Below are 21,717 nucleotides of genomic sequence, written 5' to 3'. Positions count from 1 at the left end.
GCCTGTCTGGCTTGGCCTTAGCGCTTCTTCTTGTTCTTCTTCTGCTTGCGCTTGGTCACCTGGGGCTTGTCGCCCTGCTTGGCCTCGGCGGCGGCCTTCTCGGCCTTCATTTTCTTCTTCTTGGTCTCGATGCGGAGTTTTTTGTTGATGCGCGCCTTAAGGAAGGGACCGAACTGCTCGGCATCGCCGCGGACAAAGGTGTCCTTAGGGATCGTCACGCCCTGGTCGGCGAACATGGCCACAAAGATGCGCTCGCCGTCGAGCACGTGGTCGAGCTTTTCAAACGGGAAGAACTGTGACTTGCCGCTCTTGCCCCAAACCATCAGGCCGTCCTCGTTGGCGGCGACGCGGCGATAGCGGCCACCCATGGACTCGTCGGCCTCGACGGCGTCGATAAAGTCGCGGGCGAGGGTGTGGTGCAGGTTCTTGCTCCACCAGGCCAAAAAGGCGCCGAATACGATCAGCACGACGCCAAACTTGATCCAGTTGCCGCCGGCCACCAACATGCCGATGCCGATGAGCGCGGCAATTGCCGCGGCGACATACAGCGAGCCGCGACGCCTAGGCGAGGCGACCAGGCGGGCGAAGTCGGTGACCAGGTCGTTTTCGTACTGGTACTCGTTGAGGTACAGGATACCGTCGTCGGCTGCGGCCTGCTCCTCGAGCGCGACCTCGACCTGGTCGGCTGCTTCGGAGGGGACGAGGTTGCTCTCTGCGTCTGCCATGCTCTTTGGACTCCTATCGCGGCGGGCTCGCCGTACGGGTATTATGGAATGCAGTATGCCGTGCGACCGCATGGCCGCCGCGGCAACAAGACTCAGTATACCCGGGGGAGCACCCATGGAATCGTTGTACCGAAAGTATCGCCCGCTCACCTTCGACTCCGTGGTGGGCCAGCAGCATATCGTCTCGACGCTCGAGCACGCCATCACCGAGGGGCGCCTGTCCCACGCGTACCTATTCTGCGGACCGCGCGGCACGGGCAAGACCACCATGGCGCGCATTCTGGCCAAGGCGCTGCTGTGCCGCAATGCCGAGGCGGCGCGCGCCGAGGGTGCAAGCGGCTGCATGCCCGACGGTACTTGCGAGGAGTGCGAGCTCATCGCCGAGGGCAACCACCCGGATGTCTACGAGCTCGATGCCGCAAGCCGTACTGGCGTGGACAACGTGCGCGAGGAGATCATCAACTCCGTCAACTTTGCCCCGGTGCGCGGCAAGTACAAGATTTATATCATCGACGAGGTCCACATGCTCACGACGGCGGCGTTCAACGCGCTGCTCAAGACGCTTGAGGAGCCGCCGGCACACGTGATCTTTGTGCTGTGCACCACCGACCCGCAAAAGATTCTGGAGACCATCCTCTCGCGCTGCCAGCGCTTCGATTTCCATCGTATCGGCAACGAGGATATTGAGCATCGCCTGGCATACGTGTGCGAGCAGGAGGGCTTCGATTACGACGACGAGGCGCTGGCTATCGTGGCACGCCATGCCAAGGGCGGCATGCGCGACGCGTTGTCCACGCTGGAGCAGCTGAGCGTTTTTGGCAACGGCGCCGTGCATGCGGACGATGCCCGCTCGCTTTTGGGCGAGGTTTCGGACCAGATCCTGGGCGAGTTTGCCCGCGCCATTGCCGATCGCGATGTTGCCGAGCTATATGGACTGATCCGTGCGCAGGTCGAGGAAGGAAACGACCTGCTGGAGCTGACGCGCGACCTGGTGGCGCATGTGCGTGACGTGTACGTTGCCTGCGTTGCCGGTGCCCGTGCCGAGCTGTTTGAGGGCGGCTCCGAGCAGGCCGAGGCGCTTGCTGCCGAGGCCGCTGCCTTTGGCGAGCATCCTGCCGACCGCCTGGCCCGTGTGCTGACAGTGCTCGACGATGCCGCGCTGGAGATGAGGGGCGCGAGCGACGTGCGCCTGGTGCTTGAGATTGCCTGCACGCGTCTGGCACGTCCCGAGGCTGATTTAACGATTGAGGCATTGGCCGAGCGCGTGGCACGTCTGGAGGCCATGGTTGCCAACGGCGCCGTGCCGGCGAGCGTGGCCGCTGCTCAGGCCGCCGCGCCTGCAGCATCCGTACCCGCTGCTGCCCAACAGCCGACGCTCATTTCGGGCGCCCGTGCTGCCGCTCCGGCGGCATCCGCTGCCCCCGCTGCTACGTCCGCGCATCAGGGTGGCATGCCTTGGGACCGCGGCGCTGCTGTTCCGGCTGCCCAGCCTGCTCCCCGTTCTGCGTCCGTGTCAGCTTCCAAGTCTGCAGCGCCTGCACCTCAGCCTGCGCCGACGTCGACGCCTCAGCCCGTTGCTGCCCCCGCGCCTGCCACCGCTCCGGCACCTAAGCCCCAGTCCAACAATGCCGCCCAGGTTGCCGCCGCCGGTGCTGCCGAGACGCCCGCGGTCGAGGATGCCGGAGAGCTGCAGCGCAAATGGGCCGAGGTCGTCGAGCGTGTCAAGGCGCGTCAGGCTTCCTACGCAGGGCTTTTGCTCAACGCCCGCGCCACGGCCGACGACGGCTCCAAGCTCACGGTCTCGTTCCCCGCGGGTTCGACTTTTGCCATTAAGATGCTCGGTCGCGCCGATACGCAGTCGGTGGTCCTGCCGACGGTCTGCGCGGTCTTCGGTCGTCGTACCGTCGACTATGTCCTGGATGGGGGTGGCACGCCGGCTCCTCAACATGAGGAGCATTCTCCATCTGCACGGGCTGCGGCATCTGCGGACCCGCAACCCGTGTCCTCGGCGGCCCCTGTATCCTCGAGCGCCAGCGCGCCGCAGCAGCAAGCGGCGCCGGTAGCGGCATCGACCCCGTCGGCGCCTAAGCCCGCAGCGCCCAAACCGGCTGCTCCGACACCCGCGCCCAAGCCCGTCTCACCCGCGCCCAAGTCGTCTGACCTGGGCAAAGCCCCCTGGCTACGCTCCGACAACCCCGCCGGCGCTCCTGTCACGGGTAAGCTCCCGACCGAGCCCGCACCCCGAGCGCCCGAGCGCGCGTCCGCTCCCAAGGCTCAGCCTGTCGCGCAGCCCGCGCCGTGGGAATCCGAGCAGGTGCCCTACGACGACGCTATGGTCGGCGGCTTTGCCGGCGATGCGAGCGGGGACGATCTGCCTCCGTTCGACGTGCCGGGTGCGGCGTCCGCGCCCAAGTCCGCTGCAACTGCCCCCAAAGAGGAGGACGCTCCTGCAGCTCCTTGGGAGTCCAACCCCGGTGCGGGCAGCCCCTTCGGCCATCAGGGTGCAGCCCCGAGCATCCCGCAGACCGAGGACGAGGCCAAAGACCTCATCCGCAGCGTCTTCGGTCAGGCCACCATCTTCAAGCCGGTGGAGTAGCTGCGTGGGCGGGTATACCGTTCAAGAAGAGGGCCCCTTGTCCGGGCGCATCTGTATTTCGGACATGTATAGCGTGGTGCCACGTATGTCGCATTCGAGCAAACAGGTGCGCGACGGCCGGCCTAGGATGTTGAGGTCGATACGATACGTCGCATGGCTGTCTGTGTGCTCGACTTGCTCGGCGTCGACGGTTGCTCCGATTGTCGAATAGTCGCCTAGCTCGGCATCGACAATCTTGGAGTTATTAATCTCGACCTTGAACTCTTGGTAGAGGGACGGGCTGTTGTAGTAAACGGTTCGGGTTCCGTCGGTGCACTTATCGGTCGTCTCCCATTTGACGATGGGCTGATCCGAGCTGGCTATCAGCAGTTCTGCTCCAAAGGCTATAGCATGGGTGATGACAACCAGCAATGCCCAGCCGACAAAGAGATAGAGAACCAAATATGCAACGGGGTGTTTTGAGCGGATGTTTTGAAGCGCGTCGGGGGCGTTCATGGGGCACCTCCAAATTGCTGTCTATGGCAATCAAATTATACCCCGCCGTCATGCGTGCCGCCTCGAGTAGTGGCTCGGCATTTAGCCATTTAGTGGTACGCATTAAATGTCGGATTCCGGCTCTACGAGATTTAGCTTTCAATATTATGCAGATGCGAATTATTCAACTTTGCATAATCTTGGGGGCGCATCACGCTCCAGGACATGTATATCGACTGAGGTAGTGTGTCCGCCCCGCTTGCTTGCCCCGCGCCGTGGTACGATTTTTGAGTTTGAAAGTCCCGCCGTGCTCCGGCTGCCCTTGCAGCTCGGCGTGCGGCCGCACGTAAAGGAGCCATCATGGCCGGTATGAACATGCAGCAGATGATGAAGCAGGCTCGCAAGATGCAGGAGCAGCTTGCCGCCGCGCAGGAGAACCTCAAGTCCCAGACCGTCGACGCCTCTGCCGGCGGCGGCATGGTCAAGGTGACCGTTAACGGCGAGATGGAGCTCGTCAACCTCACTATTGACCCCGATGCGCTCGATCCCGAGGACGTCGACATGCTGCAGGACATGATCATGGCTGCCGTCAACGAGGCCGTCCGCGGCGTCAACGAGCTCGCCAACAAGCAGATGGGCGCCATCACCGGCGGCCTCAACATCCCGGGCATGCCGTTCTAAGACACGCATATACATGAGTGCGAATCACAGTCTGCAAAAACTGCTCGATGAGCTGGGCCGTCTGCCGGGCATTGGTCCCAAGTCGGCCCAGCGTATCGCCTATTACCTGCTCGAGGCCGATGCCGAGGAGGCCCGCCGCCTGGCCGAGGCCATCCTGGAGGTCAAGCAGGAGGTCCACTTTTGCAGTCGTTGCTTTAACTACGCCACGGCCGATGAGTGCTCCATCTGCCAGGACCCGATGCGCGACACCACTCGCATTTGCGTTGTGGGCGAGCCGCGCGACGTCCAGGCGATCGAGCGCACGGGCAGCTACCACGGCCTCTACCACGTATTGGGCGGTGTGATCAGCCCCATGGACAAGATTGGTCCCGAGCAGTTGCACATCCGCGAGCTGCTGGCACGCTTGGGCCACGAGGACATCCACGAGGTCATCATCGCCACCAACCCCAATATTGAGGGCGAGACCACGGCGAGCTACCTGGCCCGCACTATCAAGCCGCTGGGCGTCGAGGTATCGCGTCTGGCAAGCGGCCTTCCCGTGGGCGGCGACCTGGAGTATGCCGACGAGCTTACGCTTGGGCGCGCCATCGAGGCCCGTCGCGCGATTTAGGTGGCGAGCCTGCTCCTGCCGTATGTTTTCCTCGCGACGCACGGGGTAGTCATAATTTCCCCGTGCGACTGTGAGTTTGTTGTGCAACAAAGATGCTTCGTATCCGCTTATCGCATGGATGCTTCCGCTCGCATCCTTAATTTGCCCATTCGTTGCGCAACCTTTTGGGTTCGCTGATACACTCAAATATGGATTCGAATGAATGCGCCGCTCCCGAGCGGCGTGTTTTTGTTGGAGGAGAACGCATGCGGCCCGGTGGCACTCAGATAAAGCGCGGCGCCGCGGTGCGCATGCGACGCCGACTGGGCTTGGCACCGCGGGCGCACGCACTGCTGTCGTGCTCGCTGGTGCTGGTCATAGCTGGCGTTTCTGCCTATGGCATGACCGTGCCGTCCATGATGCAGGCGCATGCCGCACGCGAGCCGCGCGTTGGGCATGAGGTCAAAAGTGATCTGGGCACCACGACTGGATATGCTTGGGCAAGTGTGGTCGCGCATATTGTTTTTGGCACCGACGATGCGGACGGCGCCGAGGCCCCGGACAACGAAGTCACGCTTGCCAATGGCAAAACCATCGTGCTCACCAACACCAAGATCATCGATCGGTTGTCCAACAATAGCGTGGCGGCAACGGTGAATAAGGTCGAGCAGCAAAAGGAGCAGGACGCCCAGCAGTCCGGAAAGCCCGGTAGCTCGGATACTTCTGGCTCCGGCTCGGATTCATCGAGTTCGGGCGGCGGCTCTGGGCCGGGTTCCTCTACCGGAGGGTCTGGAAACGGCGGCTCGACGGGCGGTAACACTGACAACGATGCAAACTCCGGTGGCCTTTCCGCTGCTGAAGAAGAGAGCATTCACAGTTGGCTTGTGACCAAGTACAACATGCTCGACGGTTATGTTTCTCGTGCCAATGACGTGGTCTCGACCTATAACTCTACGGGAGATCCCAGACCGTGCGACAGCCTGGTCGGGGAGATGTTTGTTATTCGAGCTGAGTTCGGTCGTCAGACATTCTCGCCCCGGTCAAAGTGGTATCAGCAGTATGCCAATCTGTGGGGCTGTTACACCAACCTATGTCAATGGGTCGGCCATTACGGCGATGATGACGTCGCGCTCGGTAACTTCAACAATAACGTGGCGGCGCTTGCCCTATGATGACCGATCTTGCATCCACCACACCACAATCGCTCGGTCGCGATCCCATGGTCGGCCTGCGCCTGGCGCATGTCGACGGGTTTGAGCCGGCCATTGCGCTCGGTCAGGACGAACTGCCTGCCTATCTGCGTCGTTTTACGATGCTGTTTGCCGACGATGCCACCATGCGCCGTGGCGGTATCGGCCGCGTGACGCGTGCCGTCAACGCCCAAGGCGAGGCCGTGGCACTCAAGCAGCTCATCTTGCCGACGCGCGATGAGTTTGACGACGATGCCGCTCACGAGGCGCTGGTCGCCAAGTTCAAGGCGGCGTTTCGCGAGGAATACGAATGCCATCGCGCCCTTTCGGGCCTTAAGGGCTTTCCCCGCCTCTATGGCTGGGGCGAGGTCGACGGTGTGCCTGCAATTGTCATGGAATGGGTCGAGGGCGAGACGCTTGCCCGCTTGCGTTCGCGACTCGCCGTGGACGATGCCGGACGCCTGTCGCCGCTTGTGGCGGCGCGTCTGGGTCGCGACCTGTTCGATCTGCTCTGCCGTATGAGCCTGGTGGGTGAGGGCTTTGTCCATCGCGATATCTCGCCCGCTAATATTATGGTGCGCACGGCGCGTCTACCGCTTGACCGGCAGCTTGCCGAGGGCACCTTTGACCTGTGCCTGATCGACTTTGGCTCGTCGCTGGCGCTTGAGCCTGCGTCGGCCGTGGCCGGTACCGGCGGCAAGGCATCCTTTACCGAGCGCTATGCCACGCTGCGTCGCGCGACGGTTGCCTATGCCCCGCCCGAGATGCTCACCGACGATATTCCCGATCTGCGCGCTTTGCGTATGTCGCCGGCGATCGACGTCTATGCCGCGGCAAGCACGGTTTACGAGCTCATTGCCGGCGTCGCGCCATACGAAGCCGCGCCGAGCACTTCGGGCACCTCGGGTTCGCGCAAAAAGACGCGCGACATCGCGAGCCCCTACCGTCTCAAGATGGACACGCGGCCCGACTATCCCATTGGTGCCCATGCGCCCGGTTGTGATTTGACTCAGCTGCTTCGTCGTGAGCCCGATGTGGCGCTCGCCGCGGCCGAGCAGGCCCAGCAGCTAGGGCTTGAGCCGGATTCCGAAGAGCTACGCGATGCGCTGGCGTTTGTCGATGCCCAGCTGTTCGACGTGGTGATGGCCTGTCTGTCCAGGCATCAAAAAGATCGTCCCGAGCCGGCGGCGGTCGAGGCGGCGCTCTCAGCGTTTTGTGACCACTATGCGCAAAATGTCGGCCGTTCGCTCCGCGGCGAGCCGCTCACGCCGTGCCCCATGGATGCGTCTGGCCGCGCGGTTCGTCGCGCGCTGATGGTCGGCGCGACGGTCGTCTGTGGCGTGGTTTGGGCTGTGATCGTGGTTTCGGCCGCGCTGCTGGCGTCGGGCGCTCGCGTGACGGCGACTTTGGGATCGCTCGTGTGGTCTGGGTCGCTACCGGGTATTATTGCCGCACTGGCGTTGGCGCTGCCAGGCATAGCCGGCGTTGCCGCGGGGGCGCTTGCGCGCGATCGGCGCTCGGGCTTCCTGCAGGGTGTGCTTGCGCTTTCTGCCTGCGAGGTTCCGGTGCTGGTTGTGGCTGCATGTAGCGTATTTTCCCAACGCGCCGTGATGGGCGGCCTTGTTGCCGCTCTGGTTGCAACCTATACGCTTACGTGGTTTTTGCTTGCGATGGGCTTTGCCTTTGAACTTCCCGTTTCGGCACCGCGACGCACAAAAGCCCAGATGGCGACTCCGCTTGCCGGTGGAGCCGCAGCTGCCCGTACTTTTGGCGGACCTGTCGAAGTATCGTCCGATTCTATTTCTACGACTAAGGAGGCCTAGGTCATGGCATCTCAAGTTGAGCTCACCCCATGCGGGGCCATGTTTGACATCTTTAAGCGCGCGGCGCATCTGAGCCATATCGAGCTGTGCGGCTTGGTGCTTTCGTCCCGTCCGCTCGCCGACGGCCGCAGCCCGCAGAGCCGAGCCGCCGATCGCTCTTGGGTTTCCCGCTTTATCGTTCGCGCGCCGGTCGGCACGCTTCAGCATCGCTACTTTGCCGAATACGGTACCTCGGCTGCGCGTATTATGTCGCAACTGGCCCTGCGCCAGCGCAATCCCATGGACTCCACGGCTGTGATCAATATGGTGTGCGGTCCTGCAGGTGAACCGATGGTACGCGCGCTCGAAGAGTGCCACCAGGACACGAATCTCTATCGCAACGCGCTCGATCGCCTGTCCCAGGCGGCGGAACTCATGCCCGCCGAGCGCGCCGAGGCCGTGCTGGTGCTGTTTGTCGCCGTCGGTTGTTCGGCGGATGTGCGGTCCTCGGTGAACTATGCCATCGACTACGCGCACGCGACCTGTGGCGGAGGCACATCCACGCCGCGTTCGCTTGGCATGTCGATGACCGCGGGCGAACGCGAACCCGCCCCGGCGCACCCCTTGGGCTTGCTGCGCGTACAAAACAGTTTTGTCGTGAGCGCCCCGCGCTGGATTCAGCCGAGTGAGCAGGGTGTTGAGATTGGCGCGCTGGCCACTGGCGAGGGCGATATTACCGACGTCGGCGACGATGTCTCGGCCCGCCATGCCCATATCTGGTGCGATGCTCAAAATATCTGGCACGTCGAGGACTTGTCGTCCACCAACGGAACCGTGGTGGTAAACGGGGCCACGCGCGTCTGCATTCAGGTCGAACCCGGCCGTTCCGCCCAACTCAATCCCGGCGACGAGCTCAAGCTCGGCGAATCCACTACCTACGCCATTCTCTTCGGTGCCCTCTAGCCGGCAGATAGGGACGTTCCTTTTCTGCCGGCACTTGGGGACACTCCTTGGCGCACCAGAGCCGGTCGCCCAGGGATGGAGGGGCCATTTTGGCCCTTGGCAGTCACCCAAGGTAAACCTTTACCGCCCGCCTATATTTGCCGAAATTACACTTGACGGCGGGGTACAATAAACCCGCATGCGGATTTCCGTTGCGGGCGCTTCCCATCGCCGGGGCGTGCCCGGGAGCATCCGGCATGCGGCCTTTGCGGCGCTCGGTCATGTGCAAGACGGGTAGCTGGGCTTGTGGAGCGCGTGCAGCCCTCCTCGCCTCGGCATGCCTTCTCTCCACGCCATGTACCTGCTGCTGAGCCTGCCTGCCAGATGATTGGAAGCAACAGCGAAAATCCCATCACGCCAACATCCCGGCGATCGCCGGGGCCTGTATACCTATATGAGAGGAGAGGGGTATATGGCGCGTAAGTTTAAGTCTATGGACGGCAACGAGGCGGCCGCATATGTTTCGTATGCGTACACCGAGGTAGCGGGAATCTATCCCATTACGCCGTCCAGCCCGATGGCCGACCATGTCGACCAGTGGGCGGCCCAGGGTCGCAAGAATATCTTCGGCACCCCGGTCAAGGTCGTCGAGATGGAGTCCGAGGCAGGTGCAGCCGGTACCGTTCACGGTTCGCTGGGCGCCGGTGCTCTGACCACCACCTACACGGCTTCTCAGGGTCTGCTCCTGATGATCCCGAACATGTACAAGATCGCGGGCGAGCAGCTCCCGGGCGTCTTCCACGTCTCCGCGCGTTGCGTCGCTTCCCACGCCCTGAACATCTTTGGCGATCACTCCGACGTCATGGCCTGCCGCCAGACCGGTTTCGCCATGCTCGCCGAGGGCAACGTCCAGGAGGTCATGGACCTCTCGCCGGTGGCTCACCTTGCCGCCATCGAGGGTAAGACCCCGTTCCTTAACTTCTTCGACGGCTTCCGCACCAGCCACGAGATCCAGAAGGTCGCCATGTGGGACTACAAGGATCTGGCCGAGATGTGCGACATGGACGCCGTCCAGGCTTTCCGCGACCACGCGCTCAACCCTGAGCACCCGCACACCCGCGGCAGCCACGAGAACGGCGACATCTTCTTCCAGAACCGTGAGGCCTGCAACAAGGTCTACGACGAGCTTCCCGCCGTCGTCGAGGGCTACATGAAGAAGATCAACGAGAAGCTCGGCACCGATTACGGCCTGTTCAACTACTACGGCGCTCCCGATGCCGACCGCGTCGTCGTGTGCATGGGCTCCTTCTGCGACGTGCTCGAGGAAGTCATCGACTACCTCAACGCCCACGGCGAGAAGGTCGGCCTGGTCAAGGTTCGTCTGTTCCGTCCGTTCTCCATCAAGCACTTCGTCGACGTTCTCCCCGAGACCGTCCAGAAGATCGCCGTCATGGACCGTACCAAGGAGCCGGGTTCCATCGGCGAGCCGCTCTACCAGGACGTCGTCTCCGCTCTCTACGAGGCCGGCAAGACGGGTATCAAGGTCGTCGGCGGCCGTTACGGTCTGGGCAGCAAGGACACGCCTCCCGCGTCCGCGTTCGCTGTCTTCGAGGAGCTCAAGAAGGACGAGCCCAAGCGCGAGTTCACCATCGGCATTGTCGACGACGTGACCAACCTGAGCCTGCCCGAGGCCGAGGATGCGCCCAACACCGCAGCCCCCGGCACCATCGAGTGCAAGTTCTGGGGTCTGGGTGGCGACGGTACCGTCGGCGCCAACAAGAACTCGATCAAGATCATCGGCGACCACACCGACAAGTACGTCCAGGCCTACTTCCAGTACGACTCCAAGAAGACCGGCGGCGTCACCGTCTCGCACCTGCGCTTTGGTGATTCCCCGATTCGCTCGCCGTACTACGTGACCAAGGCCGACTTTGTCGCCTGCCATAACCCCAGCTACATCGTTAAGGGCTTCAAGATGGTCCGCGACGTCAAGCCGGGCGGCACCTTCCTGGTCAACTGCCAGTGGAGCGACGAGGAGTTCGCCGAGCACATGCCCGCCGTGGCCAAGCGCTACATCGCGAACAACAACGTCAACGTCTACCTGATCGACGCTATCGACCTGGCCGCTAAGGTCGGCATGGGCAAGCGCACCAACACGGTGCTCCAGTCCGCCTTCTTCGCGCTGGCCAAGGTCCTGCCCGCCGAGGACGCCCTGCAGTACATGAAGGACGCGGCTACCAAGTCCTACATGAAGAAGGGCCAGGCTATCGTCGACGCCAACCACAAGGCCATCGATGCCGGCGCTACCGCCTTCCGTAAGTTCGAGGTTCCGGCCGACTGGGCTACCGCCGAGGATGCCGCTCCCGTCGAGCTCTCCGAGGAGACCAAGTCCGCTATCGCCCAGCAGGTCAAGAACCTGCTCGAGCCCATCGATCGCATGGACGGCGACAGCCTGCCTGTTTCCGCCTTCGTCGATTGCGCCGACGGCCAGTTTGAGCTGGGCGCCTCCGCATACGAGAAGCGCGGCGTCGCCGTGGTCGTTCCCCACTGGGACGAGACCAAGTGCATCCAGTGCAACCAGTGCGCCTATGTGTGTCCGCATGCCACCATCCGTCCGTTCGCGATGACCGAGGACGAGGCTGCCGCCGCGCCCGAGGCTACCCGCACGCTCGACGCCATGGGCCCCAAGGCCAAGGGCATGAAGTTCACCATGGCTGTGTCCCCGCTCGACTGCATGGGTTGCACCAACTGCGTCAAGGTTTGCCCCAAGGGCGCCCTCGAGATGGTTCCCACCGAGCAGGAGATGGACCAGCAGCCCGTTTGGGACTACATGGTCGAGAACGTCTCCGAGAAGAAGGAGCTCATCGCGGCCAACGTCAAGGGCAGCCAGTTTAAGCAGCCCTACCTGGAGTTCTCCGGCTCCTGCGCCGGCTGCGCCGAGACCGCCTATGCACGTCTGGTGACCCAGGTCGCCGGCGACCGCATGTTCATTTCCAACGCCACCGGCTGCTCCTCCATTTGGGGCAACCCCGCTGCCACCGCTCCTTACTGCAAGGACAAGGACGGTCACGGCCCGGCGTGGAACAACTCCCTGTTCGAGGACAATGCCGAGCACGGTCTGGGCATGGCCGTTGGCTACGAGGCCGTTCAGAAGAAGCTGATCGCTGCTACGCAGGAGATCATCGCCGCTGACGGTCCGTCCGACGAGCTCAAGGCCGCCGGTCAGGCTTGGATCGACTCCGTCAACGACGCCGAGGCCTCTAAGACCGCTGCCGCCGCCTACGTTGCCGAGCTCGAGAAGTGCGGCTGCGACGCCTCCAAGGCGATCCTCGCCGACAAGGCTTACCTCACCAAGAAGTCCTTCTGGATCTTCGGTGGCGACGGTTGGGCCTACGACATTGGCTTCGGTGGCCTGGACCACGTCCTGGCTTCCGGCCACAACGTCAACGTCTTCGTCTTCGACACCGAGGTTTACTCCAACACCGGTGGTCAGGCCTCCAAGGCCTCGAACCTGGGCCAGGTTGCTCAGTTCGCCGCTGCCGGTAAGGTGACCAAGAAGAAGTCCCTGGCCGAGATTGCCATGAGCTACGGCTACGTCTACGTGGCGCAGGTCGCCATGGGCGCCAACCCGGCTCAGACCCTCAAGGCCATCCACGAGGCCGAGGCCTACGACGGTCCGTCCCTCATCATCGGCTACAGCCCCTGCGAGATGCACTCCATCAAGAAGGGTGGCATGCAGAACTGCCAGGCCGAGATGAAGAAGGCTGTCGAGTGCGGTTACTGGAACCTCTTCCGCTTCAACCCCGAGGCTGCTGCCGGCAAGAAGTTCTCGCTCGATTCCAAGGAGCCCGCGGGCGGTTATCAGGAGTTCCTGATGAACGAGGCCCGTTACGCTTCGCTGACGCGTTCCTTCCCCGAGCGCGCCGAGGAGCTCTTCAAGGAGAACGAGCAGGCCGCTATGGACCGCTATCAGCACCTGCTGAAGCTCAAGACGGTGTACAACGAGGCCTAAGTCTCCCACCGCAGGACCTGAGGGCTAACCTTCGCGGACGTCCTCGGACATGAAAGAACCCCTGCTGCGCATTACGTGCGGCGGGGGTTCTTTCGTCCTGCGGAGTGTCCGCGAAGGTTAGCCCTCAGATCCTGCTACGGCTACGTCCTCGGATTGTGTGGGCGGATGACGGATGTGGTTGGTCGGGTATTCCGTCTCCTTCGCCGTTTCGTGGTTTTGCCGCGAAACCTCGCGCCACTTTGGGGATGGATGGGGGACTTGGCTGTTGCCGCCTTTTCGGAGCCCTTCTTTATTCCTTATGCTGGATGAAAAGCCCCTTGTTTTTGCAGGGGTGCATACTCGACTTATAAGTGCATAGAATCTCGTATAGTGCGAGTAAGATATTGCGCTGTCTGTTTTGTGTTTAGCAAAGATATAGTTTGCATAATCTGGTCTAATCCCTGCTCTATTAAAATAAAGTTGCACGTAAATGGCGTAGATATGCTTGAGCTGGGGTTCTGTACGCTGAGCGGATAAAAACGACCGTTCACCGTTCCGCTATTTTCAAAATGAATAAAATGAGCGATAAAGAGAATATAAACCTTAATAAGCTCGCGTATCGCACGGACGCGGGTTATTAATGGGTTGTAGGCCTTTTACAGAAAGGATTCCAGCAATGTCTAAGCCTCTTGGCAAGCCCGATCGTATTGTCGTCGCCCTTGGCGGCAACGCCCTCGGCAACAACCCCGTCGAGCAGATCGAGGCCGTGAGCAACACCGCCCACGCTCTCCTCGGTCTCATCGAGCAGGGCAACGAGATCATCATCACCCACGGCAACGGCCCGCAGGTCGGCATGATCCAGAACGCCTTCGCCGCTGCCCACGATGCCATCGGTACCCCCGAGATGCCGCTGCCCGAGTGCGGCGCCATGTCCCAGGGCTACATTGGTTATCACCTGCAGCAGGGCATCGGCCGCGAGATGCACAAGCGCTATAAGCGTTGGCACGCCGCCACCGTCGTCACCCAGATCGAGTGCGACCCCGACGATCCCGCGTTCAAGAACCCGACCAAGCCGATCGGCCCCTTCTACACCGAGGAGCAGGCCAAGGAGTTCATGGCCGAGGATCCCTCCAAGGTCTTCGTCGAGGATTCCGGCCGCGGCTGGCGTCGCGTCGTCGCTTCCCCCGATCCCAAGAAGATCGTCGAGGCTGACTCCATCCTCAACCTGCTCGACAACGAGTTCATCGTCATCGCCTGCGGTGGCGGCGGCATCCCCGTCGTCCGCGACTACGAGAACAAGGGCTGCTACAAGGGCGTTCCCGCCGTCATCGACAAGGACCTGGGCGGCGAGCTGCTGGCCGAGGACTGCGACGCCGACGTTCTGTTCCTGCTGACCGCCGTTGAGCATGTCGCCATCAACTTCGGCAAGCCCAACCAGGAGGAGCTCGAGGACCTCACCGCCGACGAGGCCGAGCGCCTGGCCGACGAGGGCCAGTTCGGCAAGGGTTCCATGGAGCCCAAGGTCCGCGCTGCCATCAAGTTCGCCCGTTCCCGCAAGGGCCGCACCTGCATCATCGGCGCTCTGGACAAGGCCGCCGAGACCATGGCCGGCCTCTCCGGTACCCGCATCCACGAGTAGTCTCTACTCTGTTGCCTCTCTCGTGGGCGCCAGGCAAAGCGCCCACAAACTAGCCTCTCTTCCTGAGCCCCGCAGTCCGCTCCGGCTGCGGGGCTTTTGCTATTCACCTAGTCATTGGAGACAAACCCGGCACTTGGGGACGGTCCTTTCCTGCCGGCAGCTTGGGACAGTCCTTAATAGTCATTGGGGACGTTCTTAAACGACTAGCCAAACAAGAACGTCCATTACAGTCGAAATTGTCAGCCCGGGACCATCTCGGGCTACGATTGAGGCGCGCCCAGAACGGGCCGCCGACCGGGCGCCCGCGCACGGCCGAACGTCCCTGCCCCCGAGAGGGCCCGTTGGGTGCTGCCGGCGCGGGGCGCGCCGCCCCCGACGGCTGATAGGAAAGTGCCGGGCAGGTGCCGCGGCTGGTAATGTGAGTGCCGAGGGGGAGGCCATCCGGTCGAACGACTACCGGAAGGATACCACCGTGAAAGCGCCATCGACCAGGCCCGCGGCCGTGCTCGGCCTGGACGTCGGCAAGTCGTCGCACTGGGCCTGCCTGATCGACCGCGACGGGGAGGTGCTGGCCAGCGCCCCCGTCCGCAACAGGGAGGCCGAGCTCGACGCGCTGTTCGCCTCCGCGCCCGCCGGCACGCTCGTCGTCGTCGACCAGTTCCGCAGGACAAGAACCGCCTGCGCGCGGTGCTGCTCGAGTCCTGCCCGGCCCTCGAGGCCGCGGTCGACCTGTCGGACCGGCGGTGGCTGGAGCTGCTCACCGTGCCCGGCATCGGCCCGAGGACCGCGGCGCAGCTCGCGGTGTCGGTCGACATCGGGAGGTTCCCGGACCACGACCACCTGGCCTCGTACTGCGGCATAGCCCCGAGGGTGAGGAGCTCCGGCACGTCGGTGAGGTCGGTCGGGGCGTCCAGGCGCGGCGACGCGAGGCTCAAGTCCCTGCTGATCTTCTCGTGCAACAGCCTGGTGAGGTCCTCGGGGCGCTACGGCGAGTACTACCGGGCCTGCAGGGCACGGGGCATGGGGCACGGGCGGGCGCTCAAGGCCGTCGCGAGGAAGCGGCTCAGGGCGATATACGCCGTGATGCGCGACCGGGTGCCCTACCGGGAGTAGCCCCGACGGTTGACAAAACTATAGGAACACCCAACGACTACTCATTTAAGTCTGTCCCCAATGACTGCCCAATGGCTGGGAAGGCGCATCCCACACCGACGCATTGCCTTCGGGCCCTCTCCCCAGGCTCTCCATAGCTCAGCTGGACTCCCCGCAACCTGTTCCGAGTTGGCGGAACGAGCGCGACGTGGAGTGTCATTCTTTACCGCGTTAGACTAGACGCAGGGAAAGGAGGAGGACATGGATGCTCGCGTCAAGCAGCTTGTAAATATGATCGAGGACGCTCAGCCTGTCGCTGTCGCGGTACTTGCCAAGCGTCTCGAGGTAAGCGAGCGCGCCGTGAGAAACTATATCCATCGCGCAAACGACAACCTTGCAGGGGTTGCACGCATCGTTGGCAGCAAGGGGCAGTATCGTATCGATGTTGCACGTGCAGATGAGCTTGCTCGCTTGCTAGACGGTGCGGCTCTGGCCCATCCGGGCATTCCTGATACGCGCGACGGCCGTGTGTCCTTCCTTCTTAACGACCTCCTCATGCGGTCCCAGTGGGTGACGATTGAGGAGTATGCGGATTTACTCTACGTTTCGGCGCGAACTCTGTCCAATGACATGCGTCTGGTAGAGCAGAAACTCGCCCAATTTGACTTAACGCTCGAAAAGCGCCCACGCTACGGAATCCGCGTTGCGGGCGGGGAGTCGCAGCGGCGCCTGTGCCTGGCCTCGCTGGTGAGGCCCGTGTTGCCCGACACCGACGATGCAAAGCTCGCCGAGCGCCTGCGGGCCATCGCCGCATGTGTGGACGATGCTCTGACGGCCTCGCCCGTCACGGTGAGCTCGCTGGCATCCCGCAATCTCATCATGCATCTTTACATTGCTCTTGGCCGCATCGAGCAGGGCTGCTATGTCCCAGCTGCAGAATCGGACGTTCAAAAACTGGAGGGAACGCGCGAATACGCCGCGGCTTTCCAGATTGCCGCAAACATCAAGGATGCCCTGGGCGTGAGCATGCCCCGAGAAGAGGTTGCCTTTATCGCAATCCATTTGCTCGGCAGGGGCACGGGCGTGCCCGAGAAGGGCTCTGCCGTTATCTCGGACGAGATGTGGGAGATTGCTTCCGAGATGGTACGTGCGGTCAACGATGAGTTTAGGTTTGACTTTAGCGGCGATCTTGAACTTCGCATGAACCTTGCTCGGCATATCGGCCCTCTGGGCTATCGCCTTGAATATCACATGCATATGGATAACCCCATGCTGTCCGATATCAAGACGAGGTTTCCGTTGGCCTATTCGATGGCAGCTGGCACCTCGCAGGTACTCGAGCGTCATTTTGGCAGCCAGCCCTCTGATGAAGAGCTCGGCTACATCGCCATGGCATTTGCCCTGGCCCTCGAGCAGCAAGCCGACCAGCCGCGTCGCAAACGCATCCTGATCGTGTGCGCCTCGGGAGCGGGAAGCGCCCGTATGCTCGAGCACCAGTACCGCAAGCAGTTTGGCATGTATATCGATTCGATTGAGACATGCGATGTCGCCCGCGTGGGAACGTTCGATTTTTCGCATATCGACTACGTGTTCACAACGGTGCCGCTCAACGTCAAGTTGCCCGTGCCCGTCCGCGAGGCCGATTTCTTCTTGGAGACGAGCGATGTCAACGCTATCCGCAAGGTGCTGAGCGACGACACTGCGCAATCGGACTCCGTGAGCTCTTTCTTTAGCCGTGTCCTGTTCTTCAACCGCGTTGAGGCGTCGTCGAAGCAGGCCGTTCTCCGATATCTCTCCGAGCGCGCCGTCGAGAGCGGCCGTGTCGATGCCCAGTTTGCCCAAGAGGTCGCCGAGCGCGAGAGCGCGAGCGCCACCTCGTTTGGCAATGGGGTAGCCATGCCCCATGGGATGCATCCCTTGAGCGCCGAGGCCTTTGTTACCGTGGGCCTGCTCGAACATCCCATTCTTTGGGACGAATACGGCCATGAGGTCGATATCGTCTTTATGGTGTCGTTTGCCCGGTCGGGCGGCGATGAGGCGCGGATCTTGAGCTCACTGCTCGCCGAGATCTTTATGGACCGCCAGGGGGTCGAGCGCCTACGCGAGCGCCGGTCCTGGCATGAGCTGATGGCGCTTGTGCAAGCGCATACGGCTTAAGACTTCTTTTGTCGATGACCCTGTCAGTCTACCTGCAATAAACCTCGAGGATTGCGGGCGGGAGATAGGCGTTTCGAATATTCAAGTACAAACCAAACATCACGGGAGAGGAGACCGTTATGGACGATCAGGGAACCGAGATGGTTTCGTTTCAGCTGGTCGCTGCAGCGGGAGAGGCACGCAGCCTTGCCTTCGAAGCCCTTGAAAAGGCAAAGGCGGGGGATTTTGACGCCGCCGCCAAACTCATGAAGCAGTCAAAGGATGCGGGAATCAAGGCTCACCACATCCAAACGCAGCTGCTTTCGACTGAGGCAGCGGGCGAGCATCTGTCGGTGGATGTGTTGCTGGTCCATGCTCAGGACCACCTCATGTGCTCCATGCTTGCTCAGGAGCTCGTGCAGGAGCTGATCTGCCTGTATGAGCGCACTGCAACCAAGAACGCCTAGCGGCGTGCGGTGACTATCCAACCAATCAATGCGAAGGGAATCCCTTATGAAGATCCTTCTTGTTTGCGCAGCTGGTCTGTCTACAAGCATTCTGATGAAGAAACTCGAGAAATATGCGGAGCAAAACGGCATCGAGCTCGATATCGATGCGGTGGGTATCGGCGAGTATCAGGAGACGTGCGCCAATTATGACGTGCTGCTCTTGGGGCCGCAGGTGTCCTACCAGCTCAACACCGTCAAGCAGGGGAGCGGTAAGCCGACCGCGGTCATCCCCGCACAGGACTACGGCATGGGCAACGCCGCCAACGTGCTGGCACTCGCCCAGTCGCTGTTGGGTTAGGAGGCAACCATGGAGAAGTTCATGACCCTGCTTCAGGAAAAACTGACCCCTATCGCCAATTTCTGCGGCACCGAGCGCCACTTTGCCTCCATGCAAAAGGGCTTTATGAGCGCGATCAGCTTCATCTTGGTATCTGCCGTCTTTATGATCCTCGCCAACCCGCCGGTCACGGCCGACCTGGTGGCGCAGGGCGGGTTCTGGTCCGTCTTTGGCCCTTGGCTCGATTTTGCCACGGCCAATAAGCTCACGCTGCTCATTCCCTTCAACATGACGATGGGCATACTGTCGGTGATCGTGACGTTCGCAATCGCCTATAACCTGGCGGGCACCTACAAGATGCCCAAGCTTAACGCCGGCATGACCTCGCTGGTGATGTTCCTGATCGCCGCGGCGCCGTCGTCCTACTACCAGCTTGCTGACGAGTCCGTGCTCCAGGCGGTCCCCTGCACCTATCTGGGTGCGCAGGGCCTGTTTACCGCCATCATCGTTGCCTTGGTCTCCGTCGAGGTCACGCGCTTCTGCCAGACCAAGGGCATCACCATCAAGATGCCCGATGGCGTGCCGCCGTTTTTGTCCGAAACCTTTGGCGCCATCGTACCTATGCTCGCCAACATCCTCATCTTCTTTGGCGGCAACCTGCTGATCCAGATGATCGATCCCGCGCTGTCCATCCCCTCGGTTATCGAGAAGCTGCTCGCTGCCCCGCTTTCCGTCGCAGTTGACTCTGTGCCCGGCGCACTGCTTATCTGCTTCATGACGCTGCTGTTTTGGTGCTTTGGCGTCCACGGCAACATGATCGTAATGCCCATCACCGCCCCGGTCACGCTTGCCGCCTTTGCCGCCAACGCCTCGCTCTATGCTGCCGGGCAGCCGCTTGAGTTCCACCCGGCGCTCATGTCGTTGGCCATCAACCTCATCGGCGGCACGGGTAATACGTTCTCTTTTGTGGCGCTCTGCGCGTTTAGGGCAAAGTCGCAGCAGCTCAAGGCATTTGGCAGGGCATCGATCGTGCCGAGCTTCTTCCGTATCTCCGAGCCCGCGATCTTCGGCGCGCCCATCATCTTCAACCCGATCCTCATGATTCCGTTTGTGCTAGGCGGCATGATCTCGGCCCTGCTGTATTGGGGTGCGGTCTCACTGGGTCTTGTCTCTAACTTCTACATCTTGGTGAGCGGCACGTTCCCCATCTTCGTTCAGGGCTTTGTCCAGTGCCTCGACCCGCGCATCTGGGTGTTTACGATCGTTTTGATCGTGGTCATGGCTGTGGTCTGGTACCCGTTCTTTAAGGTGTACGATAACCAGCTCCTGGCTCAGGAGCAGGAGAACGCCGCGGCAGCTTCTGCCGAGGATGCTGAGTAGCATGAGTTACTTTGACAGAACGTCTGCCGCCGGTATGCCCGAGGGCTTTTTGTGGGGTGGTGCCCTCGCCGCCAACCAGGCCGAAGGGGGCTGGAACGAGGGCGGCCGCGGCATGTCGCACTCCGACCTGATCCCACAGGGTTCCGACCGCTGGGATGTAATGTTTGGCAGGCAAAAGCCCGTGGACGATCCGGACAGGCTGTATCCATGCCGCTGGGGCAACGACTTCTTCCATCATTGGCACGAGGATGTCGAGCTCTTTGCCGAGATGGGCTTTAAGTGCCTGCGTCTTTCAATTTGCTGGAGCCGTATTTTTCCCACAGGGATGGAGACCGAGCCCAACGGCGAGGGCTTGGAGTTTTACCGTCAGGTATTCGAGGCGCTGCGCGAGCATGGAATCGAGCCGCTTGTGACGCTGTCGCACTACGACTATCCGTTGGCTCTGGTCGAGCGCTATGGTGGCTGGCAAAGCCGAGAGATGATCGAGCGGTATGCGCACTACGTCGAGACCGTCGGACGCGCGTACCAGGGCCTCGTGCGTTATTGGCTTACGTTCAACGAGATCAACAGCGTGGCGCTGTCCTATCTCAACGCGGGTGTCACGCTCGAGGATGAGCGTGACCGTGCAGCCGTGACCGCGGCGTTCTCGCACCATATGTTTATGGCGAGCGCTCGCGCTGTCGAGATTCTGCACAAGATCGATCCCGCAAACAAGGTGGGTTGCATGGTCGCTGCCGGTGCGACCTATCCGTACCGTTGTGCGCCCGAGGACGTATGGCTTGCGTATGAGGAGGACCGCGGCCGCTACTTCTACACAGACGTGATGGCTGCGGGCGCCTATCCTGCTTGGAAGCTGCGTGCACTCGAGAAAGAGGGTGTTCACGTGCCCTTTGAGCCGGGCGATACGGAGTATCTGGCAGAGCATACGGTCGACTTCATCTCGTTCTCGTACTATTGCTCGCGCTTGGTGTGCGCCGATGATCAGGTGATCGCCGAGAAGGCGGAGGGCAACGTGTTCCCGACGTTGCGCAATCCGTACCTCAAGGATAAAGAGACTGCCTGGAAGTGGCAGATCGATGCGCTGGGTTTGCGCGTGACGCTTGCCGGCTACCACGATCGTTACCATCTTCCGCTCTTTATCGCCGAGAACGGTGTGGGCGGACTCGATGCGCTGGAAGACGGCAAAGTCCACGATGCGTATCATATTGATTACCTGCGAAGGCATATTCTTGCGCTGCGCGATGCAATTGTCGAGGACGGTGTTGACCTGATGGGATACACGCCGTGGGGCTGTATCGATTTGGTGTCGGCCTCGACGGGGCAGATGAAGAAGCGCTATGGCCTTGTTTATGTTGATGCCGATGATATGGGCAAAGGCACGTTCGATCGCTACCGAAAGGACAGCTTCTGCTGGTACCAAAAGGTCATTGCATCAAATGGCGAGGACTTGAGTTAACTCTTGCAGGTCTGTTGCCCCCGCGGTCCGCTTCGGCCGCGGGGGCTTTTGTTATTTACCTAGTCCCCGATGAGACCCTCATTCTGTGGGTAGTCATTGGACGTTCTTAAACGACTAGTCATTTAAGTCTGTCCCCAATGACTGCGGAAACCCGGCACCTGGGGACGTTCCTTTTAATATGAGCAGGACATTGTCAAGAGGCAAAATCGGGCCTGGCCCCAACGATATGGGGTCAGGC

Annotated in this window: 16 protein-coding genes and 1 pseudogene; 15 read left to right on the top strand and 2 right to left on the bottom strand. The window is 61.7% G+C overall.

Annotated elements, in window-relative coordinates; translation table 11 throughout:
- Nucleotides 1–17: 17 nt before the first annotated feature.
- On the bottom strand, nt 18–725 hold the full coding sequence (locus I2D57_RS03765) for a hypothetical protein (RefSeq protein WP_195361531.1): 708 nt from the start codon (nt 723–725) through the stop codon (nt 18–20).
- 115 nt (nt 726–840) lie between these two features.
- On the opposite strand from I2D57_RS03765, the gene dnaX reads away from it, so the two are divergent.
- Nucleotides 841–3,321, top strand: coding sequence for a DNA polymerase III subunit gamma/tau (gene dnaX / locus I2D57_RS03760; protein WP_195361530.1), 2,481 nt, complete (start codon nt 841–843; stop codon nt 3,319–3,321).
- Nucleotides 3,322–3,342: 21 nt separating this feature from the next.
- Here dnaX and I2D57_RS03755 read toward each other — a convergent pair whose 3' ends face one another.
- Nucleotides 3,343–3,816 carry a hypothetical protein gene (locus I2D57_RS03755; protein ID WP_195361529.1) on the bottom strand — a complete coding sequence of 158 codons (474 nt, stop codon included), beginning with the start codon at nt 3,814–3,816 and terminating at the stop codon, nt 3,343–3,345.
- 339 nt (nt 3,817–4,155) lie between these two features.
- Here I2D57_RS03755 and I2D57_RS03750 point away from each other — a divergent pair, with 339 nt between their 5' ends.
- The 14 genes and pseudogenes from I2D57_RS03750 to I2D57_RS03690 all read left to right on the top strand — a co-directional run bounded on the left by I2D57_RS03750 (nt 4,156) and on the right by I2D57_RS03690 (nt 21,479).
- The gene (locus tag I2D57_RS03750) at nt 4,156–4,476 is read left to right on the top strand and encodes a YbaB/EbfC family nucleoid-associated protein (RefSeq protein ID WP_006235174.1); all 321 of its coding nucleotides are present in this window, start codon (nt 4,156–4,158) and stop codon (nt 4,474–4,476) included.
- A 13-nt stretch (nt 4,477–4,489) separates the two neighbouring features.
- A complete protein-coding gene (recR, locus tag I2D57_RS03745) occupies nt 4,490–5,086 on the top strand; it encodes a recombination mediator RecR (RefSeq protein ID WP_006235173.1) in 597 nt (198 codons plus the stop codon).
- Nucleotides 5,087–5,331: 245 nt separating this feature from the next.
- On the top strand, nt 5,332–6,237 hold the full coding sequence (locus I2D57_RS03740; protein WP_195361528.1) for a hypothetical protein: 906 nt from the start codon (nt 5,332–5,334) through the stop codon (nt 6,235–6,237).
- A complete protein-coding gene (locus tag I2D57_RS03735) occupies nt 6,234–8,078 on the top strand; it encodes a serine/threonine protein kinase (RefSeq protein ID WP_195361527.1) in 1,845 nt (614 codons plus the stop codon). The genes I2D57_RS03740 and I2D57_RS03735 overlap by 4 nt, the downstream gene beginning before the upstream one ends.
- A 3-nt stretch (nt 8,079–8,081) precedes the next feature.
- Nucleotides 8,082–9,020 carry an FHA domain-containing protein gene (locus I2D57_RS03730; protein ID WP_117746467.1) on the top strand — a complete coding sequence of 313 codons (939 nt, stop codon included), beginning with the start codon at nt 8,082–8,084 and terminating at the stop codon, nt 9,018–9,020.
- A gap of 451 nt (nt 9,021–9,471) precedes the next feature.
- Entirely contained in the window at nt 9,472–13,011 is a 3,540-nt protein-coding gene (gene nifJ, locus I2D57_RS03725; protein ID WP_195361526.1) for a pyruvate:ferredoxin (flavodoxin) oxidoreductase, read from the top strand.
- A 655-nt stretch (nt 13,012–13,666) separates the two neighbouring features.
- Nucleotides 13,667–14,629 (top strand): carbamate kinase, encoded by a 963-nt coding sequence (arcC, locus tag I2D57_RS03720; protein WP_006235166.1) that lies wholly within the window; start codon nt 13,667–13,669, stop codon nt 14,627–14,629.
- A gap of 418 nt (nt 14,630–15,047) precedes the next feature.
- A pseudogene (locus tag I2D57_RS10040) lies at nt 15,048–15,197 on the top strand (hypothetical protein); the annotation flags it as partial.
- A gap of 119 nt (nt 15,198–15,316) precedes the next feature.
- A complete protein-coding gene (locus tag I2D57_RS03715; protein WP_324249195.1) occupies nt 15,317–15,742 on the top strand; it encodes a transposase in 426 nt (141 codons plus the stop codon).
- Between the two features lie 240 nt (nt 15,743–15,982).
- The gene (locus I2D57_RS03710) at nt 15,983–17,878 is read left to right on the top strand and encodes a BglG family transcription antiterminator (RefSeq protein ID WP_195361525.1); all 1,896 of its coding nucleotides are present in this window, start codon (nt 15,983–15,985) and stop codon (nt 17,876–17,878) included.
- A gap of 119 nt (nt 17,879–17,997) precedes the next feature.
- Complete coding sequence (locus I2D57_RS03705; protein ID WP_117757821.1) at nt 17,998–18,324, top strand: PTS lactose/cellobiose transporter subunit IIA; 327 nt, start codon at nt 17,998–18,000, stop codon at nt 18,322–18,324.
- A gap of 46 nt (nt 18,325–18,370) precedes the next feature.
- Nucleotides 18,371–18,664, top strand: a complete 294-nt coding sequence (locus I2D57_RS03700; RefSeq protein WP_117648560.1) for a PTS sugar transporter subunit IIB — start codon at nt 18,371–18,373, stop codon at nt 18,662–18,664.
- A gap of 9 nt (nt 18,665–18,673) precedes the next feature.
- Nucleotides 18,674–20,023: a PTS sugar transporter subunit IIC gene (locus I2D57_RS03695; protein ID WP_195361524.1), complete on the top strand. Its 1,350-nt coding sequence runs from the start codon at nt 18,674–18,676 to the stop codon at nt 20,021–20,023.
- Between the two features lies 1 nt (nt 20,024).
- Nucleotides 20,025–21,479, top strand: a complete 1,455-nt coding sequence (locus I2D57_RS03690) for a family 1 glycosylhydrolase (protein WP_267472274.1) — start codon at nt 20,025–20,027, stop codon at nt 21,477–21,479.
- Nucleotides 21,480–21,717 lie beyond the last annotated feature (238 nt).

Source organism: Collinsella aerofaciens (genome assembly GCF_015553355.1).
GTDB classification, from domain to species: domain Bacteria; phylum Actinomycetota; class Coriobacteriia; order Coriobacteriales; family Coriobacteriaceae; genus Collinsella; species Collinsella aerofaciens_V.
This window is presented reverse-complemented; position numbering and strand designations above follow the sequence as displayed.